At 60.0% G+C, this 17,427-nt stretch carries 17 protein-coding genes and 2 pseudogenes; 9 read left to right on the top strand and 10 right to left on the bottom strand.

Features of this window, described 5'->3' with window-relative positions; genetic code table 11:
• Window positions 1-140 precede the first annotated feature (140 nt).
• The 4 genes from LMTR13_RS09735 to LMTR13_RS09750 are packed head-to-tail and all read left to right on the top strand — an operon-like array spanning window position 141 to window position 3,080.
• The gene (locus LMTR13_RS09735; protein ID WP_065727682.1) at window positions 141-1,259 is read left to right on the top strand and encodes a PilN domain-containing protein; all 1,119 of its coding nucleotides are present in this window, start codon (window positions 141-143) and stop codon (window positions 1,257-1,259) included.
• Window positions 1,256-1,855: a type II secretion system protein GspM gene (gene gspM / locus LMTR13_RS09740; protein ID WP_065727683.1), complete on the top strand. Its 600-nt coding sequence runs from the start codon at window positions 1,256-1,258 to the stop codon at window positions 1,853-1,855. The genes LMTR13_RS09735 and gspM overlap by 4 nt, the downstream gene beginning before the upstream one ends.
• Window positions 1,852-2,463 (top strand): hypothetical protein, encoded by a 612-nt coding sequence (locus LMTR13_RS09745; RefSeq protein ID WP_156795529.1) that lies wholly within the window; start codon window positions 1,852-1,854, stop codon window positions 2,461-2,463. The genes gspM and LMTR13_RS09745 overlap by 4 nt, the downstream gene beginning before the upstream one ends.
• Window positions 2,460-3,080 carry a prepilin peptidase gene (locus LMTR13_RS09750; RefSeq protein WP_083218956.1) on the top strand — a complete coding sequence of 207 codons (621 nt, stop codon included), beginning with the start codon at window positions 2,460-2,462 and terminating at the stop codon, window positions 3,078-3,080. The genes LMTR13_RS09745 and LMTR13_RS09750 overlap by 4 nt, the downstream gene beginning before the upstream one ends.
• Before the next feature lie 79 nt (window positions 3,081-3,159).
• Here LMTR13_RS09750 and LMTR13_RS43630 read toward each other — a convergent pair.
• Window positions 3,160-3,261, bottom strand: a pseudogene (locus LMTR13_RS43630) (PEPxxWA-CTERM sorting domain-containing protein); the annotation flags it as partial.
• Window positions 3,262-4,007: 746 nt separating this feature from the next.
• Window positions 4,008-4,409, bottom strand: coding sequence for a VanZ family protein (locus tag LMTR13_RS09760; protein WP_065732567.1), 402 nt, complete (start codon window positions 4,407-4,409; stop codon window positions 4,008-4,010).
• A 212-nt stretch (window positions 4,410-4,621) separates the two neighbouring features.
• On the opposite strand from LMTR13_RS09760, the pseudogene LMTR13_RS09765 reads away from it, so the two are divergent.
• Window positions 4,622-4,864: pseudogene (locus tag LMTR13_RS09765) on the top strand (PilZ domain-containing protein); the annotation flags it as partial.
• Between the two features lie 61 nt (window positions 4,865-4,925).
• On the top strand, window positions 4,926-5,231 hold the full coding sequence (locus LMTR13_RS09770) for a hypothetical protein (RefSeq protein ID WP_065727687.1): 306 nt from the start codon (window positions 4,926-4,928) through the stop codon (window positions 5,229-5,231).
• 135 nt (window positions 5,232-5,366) lie between these two features.
• Here the strand turns inward: LMTR13_RS09770 and LMTR13_RS40500 are convergent, their stop codons facing one another.
• Both LMTR13_RS40500 and LMTR13_RS41590 read right to left on the bottom strand, forming a co-directional pair.
• Window positions 5,367-5,528, bottom strand: coding sequence for a hypothetical protein (locus tag LMTR13_RS40500; RefSeq protein ID WP_156795530.1), 162 nt, complete (start codon window positions 5,526-5,528; stop codon window positions 5,367-5,369).
• Window positions 5,529-6,169: 641 nt separating this feature from the next.
• A complete protein-coding gene (locus LMTR13_RS41590) occupies window positions 6,170-6,637 on the bottom strand; it encodes a hypothetical protein (RefSeq protein ID WP_197521058.1) in 468 nt (155 codons plus the stop codon).
• Window positions 6,638-6,882: 245 nt separating this feature from the next.
• Between LMTR13_RS41590 and LMTR13_RS09780 the strand changes: the two genes are divergently transcribed.
• Window positions 6,883-7,041: a helix-turn-helix domain-containing protein gene (locus LMTR13_RS09780; RefSeq protein WP_236843329.1), complete on the top strand. Its 159-nt coding sequence runs from the start codon at window positions 6,883-6,885 to the stop codon at window positions 7,039-7,041.
• A 331-nt stretch (window positions 7,042-7,372) separates the two neighbouring features.
• Here LMTR13_RS09780 and LMTR13_RS09785 read toward each other — a convergent pair whose 3' ends face one another.
• From LMTR13_RS09785 to LMTR13_RS09810, 6 genes are all read right to left on the bottom strand, one after another.
• The gene (locus LMTR13_RS09785) at window positions 7,373-8,905 is read right to left on the bottom strand and encodes a hypothetical protein (RefSeq protein ID WP_156795531.1); all 1,533 of its coding nucleotides are present in this window, start codon (window positions 8,903-8,905) and stop codon (window positions 7,373-7,375) included.
• A gap of 51 nt (window positions 8,906-8,956) precedes the next feature.
• Complete coding sequence (locus tag LMTR13_RS09790; RefSeq protein WP_065727690.1) at window positions 8,957-9,448, bottom strand: hypothetical protein; 492 nt, start codon at window positions 9,446-9,448, stop codon at window positions 8,957-8,959.
• 27 nt (window positions 9,449-9,475) lie between these two features.
• On the bottom strand, window positions 9,476-10,459 hold the full coding sequence (locus LMTR13_RS09795) for a glycosyltransferase family 2 protein (protein WP_083218957.1): 984 nt from the start codon (window positions 10,457-10,459) through the stop codon (window positions 9,476-9,478).
• Between the two features lie 212 nt (window positions 10,460-10,671).
• A complete protein-coding gene (locus tag LMTR13_RS09800; RefSeq protein WP_065727692.1) occupies window positions 10,672-13,782 on the bottom strand; it encodes an efflux RND transporter permease subunit in 3,111 nt (1,036 codons plus the stop codon).
• A 325-nt stretch (window positions 13,783-14,107) separates the two neighbouring features.
• Entirely contained in the window at window positions 14,108-14,575 is a 468-nt protein-coding gene (locus tag LMTR13_RS09805) for a hypothetical protein (protein ID WP_065727693.1), read from the bottom strand.
• A gap of 156 nt (window positions 14,576-14,731) precedes the next feature.
• The gene (locus tag LMTR13_RS09810) at window positions 14,732-15,424 is read right to left on the bottom strand and encodes a PEPxxWA-CTERM sorting domain-containing protein (RefSeq protein ID WP_065727694.1); all 693 of its coding nucleotides are present in this window, start codon (window positions 15,422-15,424) and stop codon (window positions 14,732-14,734) included.
• Between the two features lie 490 nt (window positions 15,425-15,914).
• On the opposite strand from LMTR13_RS09810, the gene LMTR13_RS09815 reads away from it, so the two are divergent.
• Complete coding sequence (locus LMTR13_RS09815) at window positions 15,915-16,661, top strand: alpha-1,2-fucosyltransferase (protein WP_197521060.1); 747 nt, start codon at window positions 15,915-15,917, stop codon at window positions 16,659-16,661.
• Window positions 16,662-16,935: 274 nt separating this feature from the next.
• Window positions 16,936-17,361 (top strand): type II secretion system major pseudopilin GspG, encoded by a 426-nt coding sequence (gspG, locus tag LMTR13_RS09820; RefSeq protein ID WP_065727696.1) that lies wholly within the window; start codon window positions 16,936-16,938, stop codon window positions 17,359-17,361.
• Window positions 17,362-17,427: the final 66 nt, after the last annotated feature.

Below are 17,427 nucleotides of genomic sequence, written 5' to 3' on the forward strand. Positions count from 1 at the left end.
AATGATTAAATGCAGATGAAGCACGTTCTGAGATCCAAATTCAGACAGCTTGTGAACGTTCGCTCGTTACCCTTCGTAAAGAATTAGTAAATAGGCTTCGCGCATTCGAATCGAATGTCTCGATCCGAGAAGTGACGATTATGCCTGTCGCCGATCTGCCCGCAGCCCGAGCCGGTGGCCTCCACGTCCTCACGGCGTGGGGCAGGGGCTTTGCGCAATGGTGGCTGGCGGGCTTGCGCGACGCGGTGCCCGCGCAATGGCGCGAATGGGCCGAGGGCGAGGCGAGACCGATAGCGACGCTTTGGCGAGATGGCGACAGCGTCACATGCCGTCTGATGTCTGCCGCCGGGCCGGCGGAAATCCGGATTCCGTGCCCCTCTTTCAACGCGGCCGCACTCGAACGATGGCTTACCGGGCAAGGCGTGACGCGGGAGGCGACGACCGTCGCGCTGGTGATTTCGCGCGAGCTGTTCTTTCTGCGCGAGTTGAGTGTGCCCAAGGCGGCCTTTGGCGCCCTGCTGCGGATCCTTGACCAGGACATCGTGCGGCGGACACCGTTCCAGCTTTCGGACATATGGCATGCTGCAACGGCCGTCGGGGAAGAGGCGGACGGTGTCGTGCCGATGTGCCACTGGATCATCCGGCGCGATCGCGCCGAGGCGGCTCTGTCGGAGCTCGGCCTGACGTCGCGGGATGTCGACTGTCTGGCGGTGGCAGATACCGGCGGCGAGGCAGTACCCGTGATCACGTTCCGCGCCGTCAGCGACGAAGATCCCGCTTGGGCGCTACGGGCGGTTCGGCTGCTAGCAGCCGCCGCGCTCGGGGCCGTCCTGCTTGGATTGGTCGTCTTCGAATGGCGCCAGGCCAGTGTCGCCGCGGCGGTGGAAACGGCACTTATCGAGGCCCGACAATCAGCCCAGAGCGGTCGCGACGGCATGAACCCCGCGGCGCGCTTGTTCGCGATGAAGGCCGAGACCGGCGTCCTCGCCGTCTGGGACGAGCTGTCGCGTATTCTGCCCAATCATACCTTTCTGACCGAGACTCGCATTGCCGAGGGCACGGTGACGCTGTCAGGGTTTTCGGCGGATGCCGCGCGGCTGGTTCGCCTCATCGACCAGTCTCCGCTGTTTTCGGGCGCGACCCTAACGTCCGCGATCACGCCGGATGCGAACGAGCACAAGGAGCGTTTCAGCATTGCGTTCAAGCTGCGCGGCGCCCGTGCGGCGCGGCCGGCCGCAAGACCCCGGACCGCGCCATGATCCAGAACCTGAAATTGGCGCGCGGGACGCCCTTCCTGGCCTTCAACGCCGCTGCCATCCTCTTCGTTATCGTCTTCTTGTTCGCGCCGATCCTGACGCGCTTTGCCGACAGGGGCGAAGAGATATCGGACAATGCGGCGCAGCTTGCGCATTTCCAGAACGTGACGCGCGCGGCAAAGAAGTCGGCCGGCAGCGTCGGGCTATCAGGCGATCCCTTCCTGCCCGGCAGCGAAGAACGCGTTGCCAGCGCCGATCTGCAGGCCAGCCTGAAGGCGATGGCCGCGACTGCCGGGGTCAATCTGCTCGCGATCCGCGGATTGCAGGGCGGCCGGTCCCAGCCGCTGCACATGATTGCCGTCAGCGTCGAACTCGAAGGGCCGTTGAAGGCCATTCGCGACATGATCTTCGCGATCGAGAATCAGACGCCGTTGCTGTTTGTCTCCACGGCCTCCTTCCGCAGCCTGGCGGATGGGGAGGACGGTCCGGTCAGGGCGGAGCTCAGGGTTCAGGGCGCTATCCGCGACGGCTCGCGGTCTCCCGCCATGGATGGCCAGCAAGCGGGCCGCGGACCGGCCCCGGCGGAGCGGATGCCATGACGTCGTTGGGGCAAATGGTCCAGCTTCGGCTGGCGGGCATGACCGCTTCGCCACGGCAACTCGCAGCCTCCAGGCTCGCCGCGATGCTCGGGCGGACCGATCTCCCCGGCCGTAGCGAATTGGCGGCGCTGCGGCCAGCGACGTGCGTTCTCATCGTCGGCTTTGCGGTCTGGATCGGGCTGGTCGGCGTGATCACCCTAAGCGCGGTGATTTCGCTCGAGCTTTCGACGGTCACGGCCCCGACATGGTTTGGCAAAAGCATGCCGGTCGCCAAGGCCTCCGATGCGCGCGCCGCCGCAGCCTTCGAGAATATCATCCAACGCCCGCTGTTCTCGCGGAACCGGCAGGTTTTTGTCGCGACCGAGCCTACCTCCGCACCGCCGCCGCCCGTGGCGACGTTGGACTCCGGAATCACCCTCAAAGGGGTATTCATGAGCGATGGGGTGGCCAAGGCGTTCCTGATTACGACGCAGAGCCCGGTGGGCGTGTGGGTTGAGGTCAACGGGCAGATCGAGGGCTGGCGCGTCGCCGCGGTTACGCCGGAGCAAGTCGTGCTGGAGGGGCAAGGCGAGAAGCTGACCGTTCCCCTTCATGCGAGCGGGAGATGATACGCTCGCTTCGCAAAACCTGTAACCGTACCGGCCGCTTTTTCGGCGAAGCGCTCGCGTGGCGCCGGGCAGGGCGGCAATACGTCGTCATGGCGTGGGGCCTGATAGCCGGCGCGGCCTGGCTCGCAATGAGCCTTGCAGGCGATCCCGGCTGGCCGCTGCCGGCCTTCGCCGGCTGCTATCTCGTGGTTCTGTTGGCCTCGATATGCGCCATAGACGGCCGCTACGGCATCATTCCGGACAGCCTGGTCCTGGCGCTGGCCGCCGGCGGGGCGCTACAGGCGCATCTGTGGGGCGCGGCAGACCTCTGGTGGCGTGGATTTGAGGCTGCCTTGGTCTTTGCCGCCGCGGCGCTGTTCCGCACCGGTTATCGTTGGCTGCGGGGCTTTGACGGCCTGGGTTTCGGCGACGTCAAGTTTGTTGCGGCCGGCACCCTCTGGATCGGCGCGGAAGGCATTCCCGGCTTGCTGTTGATCGCCGTGGCCTCCGCTTTGGTCAGCCTGCTGATCCTGAGATCCGAAGGACATGACCTTCATGGCAAGCAGGCCATCTCATTCGGGCCCCACCTTGCCATCGGCCTCTGGTGGATCTGGGTTTTGGGCCAGCCGCCGATTTAATGTGCAGCGATTCTCTGTAACGGTTGCAAGAAAAAAGCCGCCCGAAGGCGGCCTTTCGCATCACTGACGAAGATTGGGCTCAGACAGCCAGCATTGCCGGTCGTGATTTCCGGCGATAGGCCACGAAGCCGACGCCGGCGAAGCCAAGAATCAACATCGCCCAGGTCGACGGTTCGGGAACGGCATTGACCTGGATCGACACGTCGCCCAAGAGCTGGTCGTTCGCGCTGAAGAGCTTCAGATCGAAGGTGTAGACCCCGGAGACATTGGGATTGAAATTCAGCGGGCCTCCCAGAAAAGCGAAAGCAAGGTTTTCGCTGTTCTGATAGAGCGGACCGCCGATCGGCGTATTGTCTGGAATTAGCTGCGGATTGAACGCCAATGACCCTCCCGGACCGGTGATGGTCAGCAACGAATAGGTGTCCACCAGCGAACCGGGATTGACCGAGAACTCGAAATTCCACAGCGCCTTGCCGGATGAGTTGCCCACTGGTGCGATGTACAGATTTCCCGTCGGTGTGATCGGCCCGACAAATCGAATGGAGGCACGCAATCCGAGTTCGACGCCATTGTCCCCCGTGTCGACCGCGAAATGGCCGTTGCTGGTGCCGGTGCCCTGGGTCCAGCCCGACGCCAGATTCTGATCAAATGTGACGACAGCCGAGGCGCTGCTGACAGACGACGTCAACGCAAGCGCGGTCCCCAGACCAATCAATCCAAGCAACGAAAACCGCATGATTCCCCCCAATTATTAATAGTTGTATTTTCCTTAAATACGTTCCTTTAATTTAAGTCAATCTCCGGTGAGGATAACACTTCGTTGCACGTGAGATCGGCCCCGCCCATTCCGCCTTGCGGAACGAGGCAGTCTTGAGCCCTACACCCACCCACCCACCCACGGAATTTATATCAGCAGGGCTGATGATCTCAGGATGGCGTGTCCTTGGCCGACCACACTAGCCGGGCAGTTCTCGCAAAAACGATGCCGGCCGCGCCGCCCGCTAACTTCTCCAGCGCATCGATCAATGTGCCATGGCGGTCCGGCGTCACGGTCTGCAGTATCTCCAGCAGCGCCGCGGCGCCGAACACGATGCAGCAGACCAGTATCAGGCGCCGAGGATAGGCGAAGCCGAAGAGGGCGCCGAGGATGGCAAATGCGATCACGTGCTCGAAATGCGCATAGGTCTGCATCGCTGGGCGCATCAGGTACGGCGACAGCTTGAAGTAGATGGCATAGACGAAGCCGACCTGCGCCAGCGTAGCATAGGCGATCGCGATGACCGCGATCCATGCCGCAGCAATGGCAAGCTGGGAAATACGTCTCTTCATCTTGGCGTTTTGCACTGGCTCAAAGACTCTTTCGAGATAATAGGATCCTTAACCTTACCTTTCAGATCAGAGAGCCGAGCCTCGGCCGACCGACAGCGGTAAATTTTCCGATAAGGGAAACCGTCGATTGCGGACCGACCGCTTAGGCCAAGTCCAACGGATTTTCGATAAGATTGCCGAAAGAGAAAATCAACGAATGTGGGTTGGGGCGGGTGTTTGTGGATCGGCGAAAAAGCGAACGTCGCTCCTGCCACGGGGCGGCAAAGATTCAGTTGGGACTCGGCTCTCTGCCGCGCGATTGCACGATCACCGACATATCTGACGGCGGTGTGCGGATTATCGCTGAAAATCTCGATGAGCCCGCGGAGTTCACGCTGATCCTTTCAACAGGCCGCCCGCGTTTGTGCCGACTGGCTTGGCGCATCGGATGCGAATTTGGCGCTCAGTTCATCGACCATCTGGCCGCGGCTCCGTCGCGACATTCCGCTCCGCAGGATAGCGCAAGGACACCGGAATATGCGTAAGACACATTCAGCCTTGCTTGCGCTTTGCCTGGCGTTTGTGATCGCCCCCGATATCGCGGCAGCGGACGCCACGTTGGTCGTCGCCCCGGGATTCCGCGGGATTGGCTATCCGGGCGGCTACGGCTATGCGCGGCTCTACGGCCATCCGTTCGACGACGGCTACGACTATCCGTTCGGCTACGGCGAGTATGCCGAGTACGGTCCATGGGCTTATCGCAGCGATCCGCTCTGCTATGTCGTGCGCCGGGTCTGGACCGCCAGGGGCTGGCGGCAAAGAGCGGTTCGAGTCTGCGAATAGGCGTTCGGGTCCGCGACGCGCCTAGAGGTCAAGCGCCCAGGCAAGGCTATGCAGAAGCAACCACGACCAGCCGATCATGGCTGCGGCGATGGCAAACAAATATGTCAATCTGGCAACGCTTGAGCGCATGATGGTTTATTTCGATGCGAGCCGATTGACAGCGGCGGTCGCCTGCAGCGCGGCCTGGGTCCGGAAGACGGCCTGACGCAGTCTCAACACTTCGGCGTAGCGGTCGCTCAGTGACTGCTTCGGCAATTCCCGGACATTCTTGGGTTTGTTCAAACGCTGGCGCTTCACGCAATGCTCCGCAGTTCATATAATCAATTTGGCCAAATCCGCTAACTCGAAAGCAACCATAGTTTCTTACGGGTCGTTCGCAACGCAACTCGCGCGTTAAGCTTGATGCACGCGCAAAAGGTTAAATCGGGAACTGGGCTCGGGCGCTTGCGTGATGCTCCGCCGATCTCAGGTAGTCGAACAGCGCTGCCGTCTCGCCCTTTTGATCGGAATGCGCTTAGTTCTACTGCGTCGGAGCTGTTAAAAAATCTCGTCCTGAGTGTCTGGGTCAAAAAGCGTGCAGCAATCTCGGGACTTGACGAGGGGGGCGTCGGGTATCAAAGCTTGGGGTGGGCGACGAGAAGCCAAGCCGCTTCGGTGAGCGGAGCCTTCGAAGTCCCCGGTAAGACTGCGGGGGCGTGCCAAACCATGCAAAGGTGTATTCGCCGATCCAGCGTCGCTGCAGAGTTGGAAGCCGCTTGACCCGCCCGGTCGTTCCACAATGTTGATGCTCCACTCGTGGCTCGGCTGAGCAAAAGGAACGGGAAACGCTCGCCTCATTTCCAGGTCGAGATGGGACCCTGAAGAAAAGGGGAATAAAACCGCGGCAAGTCGGACAAGAACCGGATAACGAGGTTTGGCGTGATGGCACTAAACAGAGGCTAGTCATTGCTCCTTTCGTTCCTCAGGGGCAATGGTGTGCGGGCGACATCGCAGACTGCTTCGATTAAGAGACGTACCGCCCTTGTTTCCCAATCGATTTGGTCGATGGGCGCCTCCCAGTACTGAGACATCACATAGGCCGCATGGCGCGCCTTCACGCCCAATCCGCTGATCGTGCAAGCCTGTGTCTGCATGATCGCCCGTTCGATTGGATCAAGACGAGCCAAGATTGCCTCGATCTGTCTAGTCCCGGCATCGCGTTCGGCTCGTGCATCCACTCCCGCTCGCATATGGATCTTTGCGCATGACCACTGATCTGAATAGCTGATTGATTCGCTGGCTGCGTGCTGAGCGGCAGATAGTTCAGCAGCAAGCGTCTCGAATTGAGCCCCTAGCTCCAGCAAAATGCTGTCGGCATCAGACGTGCGGGGTTCACCAACTTTCGCTGTAGAATCTGGCTCAATCATTGGCCGCACCAACATTTGCTAGCATTTTTTGTCGTCGAGGCCGTGATCGCGCAGCTGGCGTCAGGCCAAAGCCCTATGGAATTTATTCTATAACACCGAGCCAGCCTGCGCCATCTTTTTATGGAATTCGTTCCATAGAAACTTTTTGAAACCAATGGCCTACCGTCCCAATGGCAGGGCGGGATATCCAGGCTGCACGGCGTATCTTGGCGCAACATGTGCGCCGGTTACGGGTTGCGCGGCAAATGAGCCAAGAGGAGTTGGCGCATGCTGCCGAACTCTCCCAGGACCAAATCAGCGAAATTGAGAATGCGAAACACAGCACCACGCTGGACAATATTCAGCGCTTAGCTTTTGCATTGGGCGTGGCCGTTGCCGAGCTTCTTGATGAACCGCGTGGTTGACGGCGGGCAATTTTGAACGCCCTCTGCGCTATCTCCAACGAGATCGAGCACGGGCGGTGGGTTTAGCGAAGAGGACCGAGGCCACGCTGCGGCAGCTCGGTGTGCTCGGCGGTTTCATCAAGGCCATGCACCCGGCATCGCCCCCTCACGGACTCGCCGAGGCGCGTGGCTCAGAGCAGCCCGCAGAGCGGACGTCTCGAATCATATAGACAAGTGATGGGGCATTCTAGACGCGCGGAGCCTGTCATCGGGCCGCGATGCGCGCGCACCCGTTGGCGCTCCTCACCATCAGGGCTATGGCGCCAATAAGATCAGCCCGAACGATTCCGGCTCATTTGGACGATGTCGCCGATGCTCCACCGGGGTTCTTGCGCCATGACCAAGTCGAGAGTATGCGCTCGGCATCGGCTTCGAGAAGTTTTTGCTTCGCTATTACTTCTTCCTTCACAACCCTGAGGTCTTCGTCCTGATACAAAAAATCGGAGCATCGTGAATTGTAGTCATTGGCAAGCGCGTTATAGGCGCGGATGTCTTCGGGACCTCGAACCCGTTGCTTCACGACACGCAGCCGTTCTTCCTGAAAGCGGCAGAAGCGAACATATCCTCGCGCAAAACGCTGGCCATTGCCGACGGGAGGAAGCAACTCTGGCTCGGCTTCCTGCTGGGGTGGATTGGGTACTGAAACGACGGAAAATGCCGCTCCCCTGTCGAGAGCCCGATACGCCACCAGCAAGCCAGGCATGACCAGCAGTACCGCAGCCGCGAGCGCGGCTTTTTTGACGTGGCGGAAGCGGCCGCTCCCGGCCGGTACCGCAAGGTCCCGGTTCTGCATGATAGCGGTTGAACTGGCATGCAGCATTTCGCGCAGTATTTCCCCGACTTCGGCGAGGCGTGCAGCCGCATCCGGAATTGACCCGAAAGCGAGGAGCGCGTTGTCCAGAACCTGCTGTGTCGTACGGTATTGCCGTTGTCGGCAAAGATCGCCGAGCAAGTCAAAGATGCGATTGGGCGTGCTGTTCGCTTCCGGGCCGCTGACCTCCTCGTGCGCGTTCGCCAATAGCAGAGGCTCCCAGAGCGAGGACCAGAGCTGCAGCGCATCAGCAAGGCTCTCGACCGAGGACGCATCGCCCGGTTGTTGTTTCAGTGCTTGGCTAGCACTGTCGACCTGCTGATCGGTTTCGGAACGCATCTGCGCAGTTGCGCACCGATAGGCCTCCAGCAGGAGGGAGTGCATTCGGATGAACGGCCGTTCGCGCGTTTCCAGGATATGGCGGGCGGACTGCAGCAACGGCTCTGCTGCGCTTTCAGGTGGATCGTAGGCTCCGATAACGGTCATGCAATGCGCATTCAGGAGATTATTCAACCCATCCCTCACACTCGCCAGCGAGGGCGGCGGCCAACCGGCTCGATGTCGGAGCGCCTGCAGGACCTGATAGACTTCCATGACATCGATGGAATCGTGCGCGTCAATCAAGCCAACGAGCAGTTCGCTCGATGCACTCCGGCGAGCCGCGTAGCGCGCAATGAAATTGGCTCTTGCGACCGGAGCTAGCCGGGACGACGTTCGCAGAATGTCTTCGTCGGAAACGTCGGCAGGCAGTTCGGTGAAAAAGAGATCGACGCAATCGGGCGTGCTGCCGAGGGGACAGGAGAGTTCGCTCGGCAGGCGCTGGACGGGGTCCAAGAGAGCTGCCTGGGCTTCGGCCAGCCTCTTCTCGGGCGCGATATGCATTTCCCGTGCGTGCGCGAGAGCCGCCTCAATCTCCATGACAGTCGCGCCAGGATCGATCTCCAGGAGACGGAATGGTTGAACTGACGGATCACGTCCGGAGGGCAGGGTGTTATTGGCTAAATTGGCTGCCATGTCGGGGATACCCGCCGTGCTCCCGGCGCTGCCTCTTGTGGAAGGGAGTGGCTATGCCGAAACGTTGGTCGAGATGGTCGATGCGTCAGCCATGTCGAACTCGTCGCTGAGCCGCATGCCGATGTCCTGCACCCGCGAACGCCAGAGCTCTCGATCAATGCGGGGACCGGCTTCCGGCCGTATGGTCAGCATCGCATTCCACGGGTTTGACCCATAGACAGTGACGACAAATCCGCGACGGGGGCAATCTTCGATGACGCGCAGCGACTTCATGATGAGCCCTGCGATTTCATCTGCGGTATGAAGCTGTTTACCGATTGCGCCGGCAGATAGTGCTGGCCGAATGTCCGGATCGGATTGCTTGTTGGCGGGCAACGGGGGAGGCAGGTTCTGACCGCCGAGCTCGGCTGCGGCCGGTGAGGCCGCGCTGGCGTCGCCTGGCGACGGCTCTTCGAACCCGCCTTCGTTCGCAATTCCTTTTGGCATGGCTACAATTTTTTGGGCAAACTCTACAAGGCTTCGATCAATCTCATCGACGGACATTACGCAATCCCGGATCGGATTTGAAAATCACGAGGTCAAGGCCGGATTCTTGACGTCGGTCACCTTGAAGCCCTTGAAAAATACGCTGTGCCGGATTGAATCGAAAAGGTGCTGCGGAGGGGTATTGTCTTCCTTTCCCGTGAGAATGACCCGCAGCCGCCAGAGCGACAGGCCTGCAATCCTGCAAATGTCGACCATCGCAGCGTAGAACGCGCCGTGGTTCTTCAGGAAGTGACGCCTGCGCGCTTCCAAGAGATAGGATGGCAAACGCTTGGGCTTGTTGTTCACGCCGGTCGACTGGCCGACGAGGTGAACCACGCGGCTTGCCGGAACGTACCAGGTGGGCCAGCCCTGCTTTCTGGCATTGAAGCAATAGTCGATGTCGTCGAAATAGGTGAAATAGCCTTCGTCGAGCAATCCCGTCGCTTCCATGGTCTCGCGCCGGACGATCATGCTGGCGCCGGAAACCCAATCCGTCTCGAAGGCATGATCGACCACGGGCGGCGCCACCACCCAGCGGCTCAAGAGCTTGCTGACCAACCCCAGCTTCAGGCTGCCCTCGAACTCTCCGAGCGGCGTTTGAAAGCGGAATGCGGACCGTTGCGGCGTGCCATCGGGATCTTCGAGCCGACTGCCGGCGATACCGACTTGTGGGTTCGTGTCCATGAAGTCAACAAGCGTCTTGAAGGCGTTCGGCCGGACGATCGTATCAGAATTGAGCAACAAGAAATATTCCGGCTTGTCGGCCGATTCCAGCGCCGGTCGCAGGATCGCATTATTGCCGCCGGTGAACCCGAGGTTTACGTCGAGCGCCTTGAGCATGCACCAGGATGACCAGCCATTGTCGTCGATCGCCCTCCGGAGGAGTTCGGCGGAACCATCCCCCGATCCGTTCTCGCAGACCGCGACATGGATGCCGGGGACGCTGGCAATCTCCTTTGCGACCGAATGCAGGCAATCAATCGCAAGCTGGGTGACGCGGTAGTTAACAATGACGACGAGCAGTTTCACGGTGTGAGACCAGTTGGTGCAAACAATCGGCGATCATTAGTCTTGCGGGTCAGAAAAGAAAAGGCATCTTTGGGGCCTTGTTTAATGCATTGGGATAAACGTTCTTGTTTAATGCATTGGGATAAACGTTAAAGGCGGCCTTTGTGCCTGCGGCGTTAAAATCCCGGGGCGAGCCGGCCTGGCAAGTCGCCAACCTTTCCATCTTGTGGTCGCTATCGCAATGCCGGCGGAACCGATGTCGATATCGGCGACAGCGTGCCGCGGGATCCCAATCTTCGGCGCAGCCGATCGATCAGAAGGTAGATCACCGGCGTGCTGTACAGCGTCAGGATCTGCGACACGAACAGTCCGCCGATGATGGTGATGCCGAGCGGCCGGCGCAGCTCGGTGCCGGGGCCGGTGGCGATGACCAGCGGAATGCCGGCAAACAGTGCCGCCATCGTCGTCATCAGGATCGGGCGGAAGCGGGCGCGGCACGCCTCGAAGATCGCGTCCGCCGACGACAGGCCGCGGTGGCGTTCGGCGTCGAGGGCGAAATCCACCATCATGATGCCGTTCTTCTTGACGATGCCGATCAAAAGAATGATGCCGACGAAGGCGATCACCGTGAGCGGCGTATTCGTCACCTGCAGCGCGAGCAGCGCGCCAAGGCCCGCGGACGGCAGGGTCGAGATGATCGTGATCGGATGCGCGAGGCTCTCGTAGAGGACGCCGAGCACGATATACATCGCCACCAGCGTCCCCAGGATCAGTAGCGGCTGCCGCGCGCTGGTCTTGTTGAAATCGCCGGCATTGCCCTCGAAACTGCTGCGGATGCCTTCCGGCATGTGCAGTTCCTCGACGGCGCGCTGAATGTTCGAGATCGCGACTTCAAGCGGCACGTTAGGAACGAGGTTGAAGGATACCGTAGCCGATGGGATGGACTGGGTATGGTTGATCGCCAGCGACGCCAGGCCGCGGCCATAGCGAACGAGCGCGGACAGCGGCACTTGAGCATCGTTGGCGCCGGCCACGAAGATGCGCTCGAGGTTGGACGGATCGGCCTGGAATTTCGGGTCGATCTCCAGCACCACCATGTACTGGTTGCGCTGGGTATAGATGATCGAGATCTGCCGCTGCGCGAACGCGTTGTTCAATGCGTCGTCGATGTCCTTGACGCGGACGCCGAGTGTGGCTGCGGCGTTACGGTCGATCGTCAGCGTGAGCTGCAGCCCGGCTGCGTCGCGGTCGGTGGAGATGTCGGTGATCCCCTCAACTGTTTCCATGCGTTTGGCGACGATCGGGGTCCATTTCCTGAGCAGATCGACGTCGACGCTCGATACCGTGTACTGGTAGTTGGAGCTGCTTTGACGTCCGCCGGCACGAACGTCCTGAGCGGCAAACATGTAGAGCCGTACGCCTGGCATCGTTTCCAGCTTCTTGCGCAACCGGTCGATCACGAGCTGGGTGCTGAATCCACCTCGCTCCTGCGGCGGTTTGAGGCTGATGAAGAACAGCCCGCGGTTTGCTGTCATGCTGCCGAGGATCGATCCGACCCCGGCGACGGCGTCGTCGGATTCGATGGCGTCCTCGAGCTGTTGCTGAAACCGGGTCATCGACTGGAACGAAGTGTCCGACGAACTTTGCGAGGCTCCGACGATCAGGCCGCTGTCGTCGATCGGAAAATAGCCCTTCGGGATATTGATGTAGAGCACCACCGTCAGCGCGATGGTGGCAAAGAACACGAGCAGGGTCAGGAACGGGAAGCCCAGTACGGTCCGCAGCGTCCAGGTGTAAAAGGCGACGACGCGCGACAGGGTGCCCTCGACCAGCCGGTCGAACCAGGTTACACGGTCGGAGGCTGCCTCCTTGATATAATGCGCGCAGATCATTGGCGTGACCGTGAGCGAGACCAAGGTCGAGACCACGACGGCAAAGGTCAGCGTCAGTGAAAATTCGCGCAGTAACCGGCCGACAATCCCGTCCATGAAGATCAGCGGCGTGAACGCCGCAATCAGGGACAGGCTGATCGACAGCACCGTGAAGCCAATCTGCCGAGCGCCCTCCAGCGCCGCCGGATAGGGCGCCATGCCGCGTTCGAGGTTGCGGTGCATGTTCTCGATCATGACGATGGCGTCGTCGACCACGAAGCCGACGGAAATCGCCAGCGCCATCAGCGACAGATTGTCGATCGAGAAGCCAGCGAGCCACATCCCGGCACAGGTGCCGGCCAGCGCCAGCGGCACCGAGACGCCCGCCGCAATGGTCGGCGTCAGCCGCCGCAGGAAGACGAACACCACCATCATGACCAGGAAGGCGGCCGCGAGCAGCGTGAACTGCATGTCGAGCACGCTGGCGCGGATCGTGCCGGTGCGGTCGACCAGCGTCGATAATTCGAGGCCGGCGGGCAGCCATCGCTTCAGCTCCGGCAGCAAGGATTTGACGCGGTCGACGGTGTCGATCACGTTGGCGTCGCTCTGCTTGGTGATCTGGATCAGGACCGCCGGCTGCTTGTTGAACCAGGCGACCGAGCGGTGGTTGCGCACGGAATCCTCGACCTCCGCGACGTCGGCGAGGCGGACGAAGTTGCCGGCCGAGCTCTTGATGATGACGTCGCGGAACTCGGCCGCGGTACGCATCTGCCGGTTGGTCGAGATCGTCTCGCTTTGCCGGCCGCCGTCGAAGATGCCGACCGGCCCCAGCGGATTGGCGTTGATGATCGCGAGCCGCACGTCGTCGGTCGCGATCCCCGCGTTTGACAGCGCCACCGGATTGAGCGCAATGCGCACCGCGGGCTGGTCGGCGCCGGAGACGGTGACTTCGCCGACGCCTGGCACCTGCGAGATGCGTTGCGCAATCACGGTATCGGCGACATCGTACATCGCGCTCGCCGTCAGCGTCTTCGACGTCAGTGCCAGCACGAACATCGGCGTCGCCGAGGGGTTTGCTTTCTTGAAGCGCGGCAGCGCCGGCAGGTCGCTCGGCAGGTCCACGAGCGACGCATTGATCGCCGCCTGCACGTCGCGTGCGGCGCGGTCGATGTTACGGCCGATCGAGAACTGCAGCTGGATGCTGGTGTTGCCGAGCGAGCTGGTCGAGGTGATTTGCTCGATGCCCGCGATCTGGCCGAGCCGGCGCTCCAGGGGCGCTGCGACGGTTGTCGCCATCACGGCGGGGTCCGCGCCCGGGCGGTTGGCGAACACCCGGATCATCGGGAAGTCGACATTGGGAACCGCCGAGACCGGCAGGAAGGCATAGGCGACCATGCCGACCAGAAAGAGCCCCACCGCCAGCAGCGTGGTGCCGACCGGCCGGCGGATGAAGGGCTCGGAAATCGAGGCCACAGCTGCTTTCCTGCTCTATTCTTCCAAGAGAAGAATGCATCGCTTCGGAGAAGCACGCCTTAGCTGGTAATCACCCGCCGTTTAAATCGGCTTTCGAAGTTTACGATCCCCGAGCGGGATGAGAATGCCCAACGGAAGGTCGTTGGTCGAGGATAATTTGCGCTCGTCGCGTGCGGAGGTTTAGGCGCGGATGTCAAATCGGCCGTAGCTGCTTACGACATCGCTCGGGCGACCAGCCTGTTTAGGCGATTTGGCTGGAGGCGGAGCTGATGGCTTTGATCGAGCTTCGCTCTCGCGAGGATCGAAAAACCGCTGTCCATATACATCAATGCCTGGCAGCGCTGCATGAGAGATCCAGCTCCACGAACATGTCGAGCGTAATCTGATCCGGCACGGTTCCGCCGCGTATGCCGTCCTGCATGGTTTGATCGGCTGCCTTGGCTTCGAACTGATGAAGCGGACCGTCGCCCTTCTCTGGCAGCAGCTTCGGCCGGACGACGAGGTTCGGCAGGAACTGGCGCAGGGTTTCGATAATCTCCTTCGAATCGCAGAACAGGAACGGTACAGCATCGGCAATACCGAGCTTGTGGGCAAAGGCACGGAAATCTGCAGCAACCTTGCGGCAGAACCTCCGTTCTGCCGCTGCCTGGCTCGACGTCCCCACCAGCGAGGCAGGCATATTGTCCGAAAACCGGCCGAACAGGCCCGGCCGGTGGACGTCATTACGCGCATTCAATGATAACTGGCGCATCAATGCGATCGGTCCGAGCCAGTAGGCGGCGCGTTCTCCCACGTTCTCGCCGTTGCTGTGACGGATGTGGATGCCGACGGCGAACGCAGAACCGATCTGCCGATCCCAAAATTGCTGCGCCTCGGCTACAAAAAAGGCCCCGTCATCAGTTGACGGGGCCCTTTGAACTTAGCTTACGAGCAGCGGCAACTTTACCAATTAAGCCAATCGGAAGCCCGTCTGATTTCTTTTGCCGCGATACGCGATAAAGCCAATTCCCAAGAATCCGAGGATCATCATAGCCCAAGTGGCCGGCTCAGGCACCGCGGTGACTTGGAGAACCGACGGCGCTCCGTTAGCCGACACGTACCAAAGCTCGAAAGGAACCGTGGTGTTGCCGAGGGGATTTGCGAAATTCTGAGTAATTGCGACAGTCTGTCCGGGGCTGTCGACTACAGTGGTCCCATTGAGTTTCAGAAGCGCACCGTCATCGTGCGTGATGGTTCCACCAGGGCCGTAGTAGTTGCCTGTGATGAGGAAGAACGTAACGTACGCGTTGTCTTTGATGCTCAGGCTGAGGGACGCGAAATCTGCCAAGTTATTCAGCGTTCCGTTAGGCGAAGTATAGCCCGAGATATTCGCAAAATTCAGAAAACTCGAGGCTAAGTTGCCGGCAGGCGTGGTATTCTGGGGCTCAATATCCACCCAGTTAAGCGGACCAGTATAGGTAAAGTGCGCGTCAGCAGTGCCGGTAGGAATGGCATTCGCAAGGTTATTCGAATCAACACCGTTAGGCGCGCCATTCCAAATCGTGACGTCGAATGTTCCAGTCAGGAAAGCGGCCGATGCCGGAACGATTGACAGCCCGACTAGCGCAACGCCGGCCAGTGCCATGGCAAGTAATTTCTTCATAGTAAACCTCCAACTCCGCAGCCAGTGCGAGATGTAATACCGGATTAATTGATAATTAAGGAGTCTGCTTAAGTCAATCGTATTTTGCGCCGCACTCGTGATTTATTTAAATTAAGTAATTTTTTAATTTCTGGCCATTTAATTAAGCCGGGTGATCTTGCCACCGTACCATGTTAAGCGGGCTGGTCAGAGAAGAGGTCGTAACTCGGGACGAGCCAAGTGTTCAGGCGGGTATGGGTACGAGGGAATAGCGAGGCGCGCCTCGTCCAACTAATTGCGTAGATTAAGTTTTTGCCGTCCTAGCGGGTTTAAATTGAATCAAACAACCATTCGGATATGGCCGGCAGGGCGGTTTGCTAATCAAATGGCCCAGCTTATGTTCGCCCGTAGAATACAGGAATTGTGCCGATCGGAAGTTGTTGTGTTCGGACATAAACTGCCGGAGTGGTCCTTACAGGCTGACTTGCGTGGGACGGCACAGAGATCAAACTTGTCAGTTGGATCGAATCTGACACGAGCCGATTATCTCGCCGCCATGATCAATCGATGCCGACCTCCGACAATCGAGCTCGATGGTGTGGTTCTGAGAGTCGGCAACTATGGCGACATCGAGCGATATCGCGAAATGTTTCCTTTAAAGAAAGAAGAAGGGATCCAAATCGGGAAGGATCGTATCCTGATACATATCCGCGCGGGCGACGTTAGCGTGCCTTCCCACGGCAGCTACGGACCCGTTCCAATCAGCTATTATCAATACCTCGTTTCGGAAACGAAGCTCACCCCGGTATTCATCGGCGAAACCAGCCAATCGCCCTACATGGAGGCATTGTCCCGCGAGTTCCCAGGTGCTGAGTTTGTCGGCGGCGCTTCGGCCTTCGAGGATTTTCAAACCATCCGCAGAGCGCAACATATCGCTGTATCAGTCAGCAGCTTCTCGTGGCTTGCCGCCTTTCTTTCAACGGCGGAAACCATTCACGTGCCATTGGCAGGCTTGTTGGACCCTCGTGAGCGGCCAGATGCGGATTTGCTTCCGCTCAGCGATCCTCGTTACCGATTCCACGACGTTAGCGCTCGCGCCTGGAAAAATCGCTATTCTGACGTGCTCGCACATCGCGCTGATTTTAAGCCCATGTCCGTGATCGACGCGAAGCGGCTCAAGGGGGCGGCGGTACGACGAACCGCTGTGCAAAGCGCGAGGATACACCTTGGTCTCATGCGCAGAATGATCTTCAGCTAATTAATACTGCGATGTCCAAGGCCGTGGATTTCCGGATAGAGCTGCTTCCAGCTACTGTCGAACGCGGCTTCTGCTTTGCTGGATTAAATGCAATTTTTTCCCGGTGATTTACTTCAAATTGACCCTCGCCTGGGGTTGTTCCACTTCGTGAACCTTTTGGTGACCGTGGCCCCGGAGGATCGCCCGCGAGATCCGTAGGAAACGGACGCGGGGCGCAACTGCCATGTTTATGACGATGAAAAATGCACAAGCCAGGCTTCTCGGCAGTGGCCGAATGGAGCGCTATCGAAGGCGGAAGGACGCCGGTTATACGCTGCTCGAACTGCTCGTCGTGATGGGCATTCTGGCGGTTCTGACCGCGATCGCGACGCCGCAGCTGATGGGATATTTCGGCAAGGCCAAGACCCAGTCGGTGCAGTTGCAGATCGAGAATATCGGCACCGCGCTCGAGCTCTATTACATGGAAAACGGCGCCTATCCGAGCGCCGACGCCGGCCTGAAGGCCCTGGTCGAGGCGCCGTCGGAGGCGTCGCGCTGGAACGGCCCGTATCTGAAGAAGGCGAAGAACCTGCTCGATCCCTGGGGCCGGCCCTATCAATACGCCATCTCCGACGGCCAGTACGAGGTCTATTCGCTGGGCCCCACCGGCAAGGCCAAGTCCGCGAATGCGGGCGCGGCGCCGGCGTTCCGGGGTGGTTAATGGGCGAATTAAATCGTTCCCGAAGAAGTGACTGACTAGCGTGGATGACGCGGCCTGCGATAAAAT

The organism is Bradyrhizobium icense (assembly GCF_001693385.1).
Classification (GTDB): domain Bacteria; phylum Pseudomonadota; class Alphaproteobacteria; order Rhizobiales; family Xanthobacteraceae; genus Bradyrhizobium; species Bradyrhizobium icense.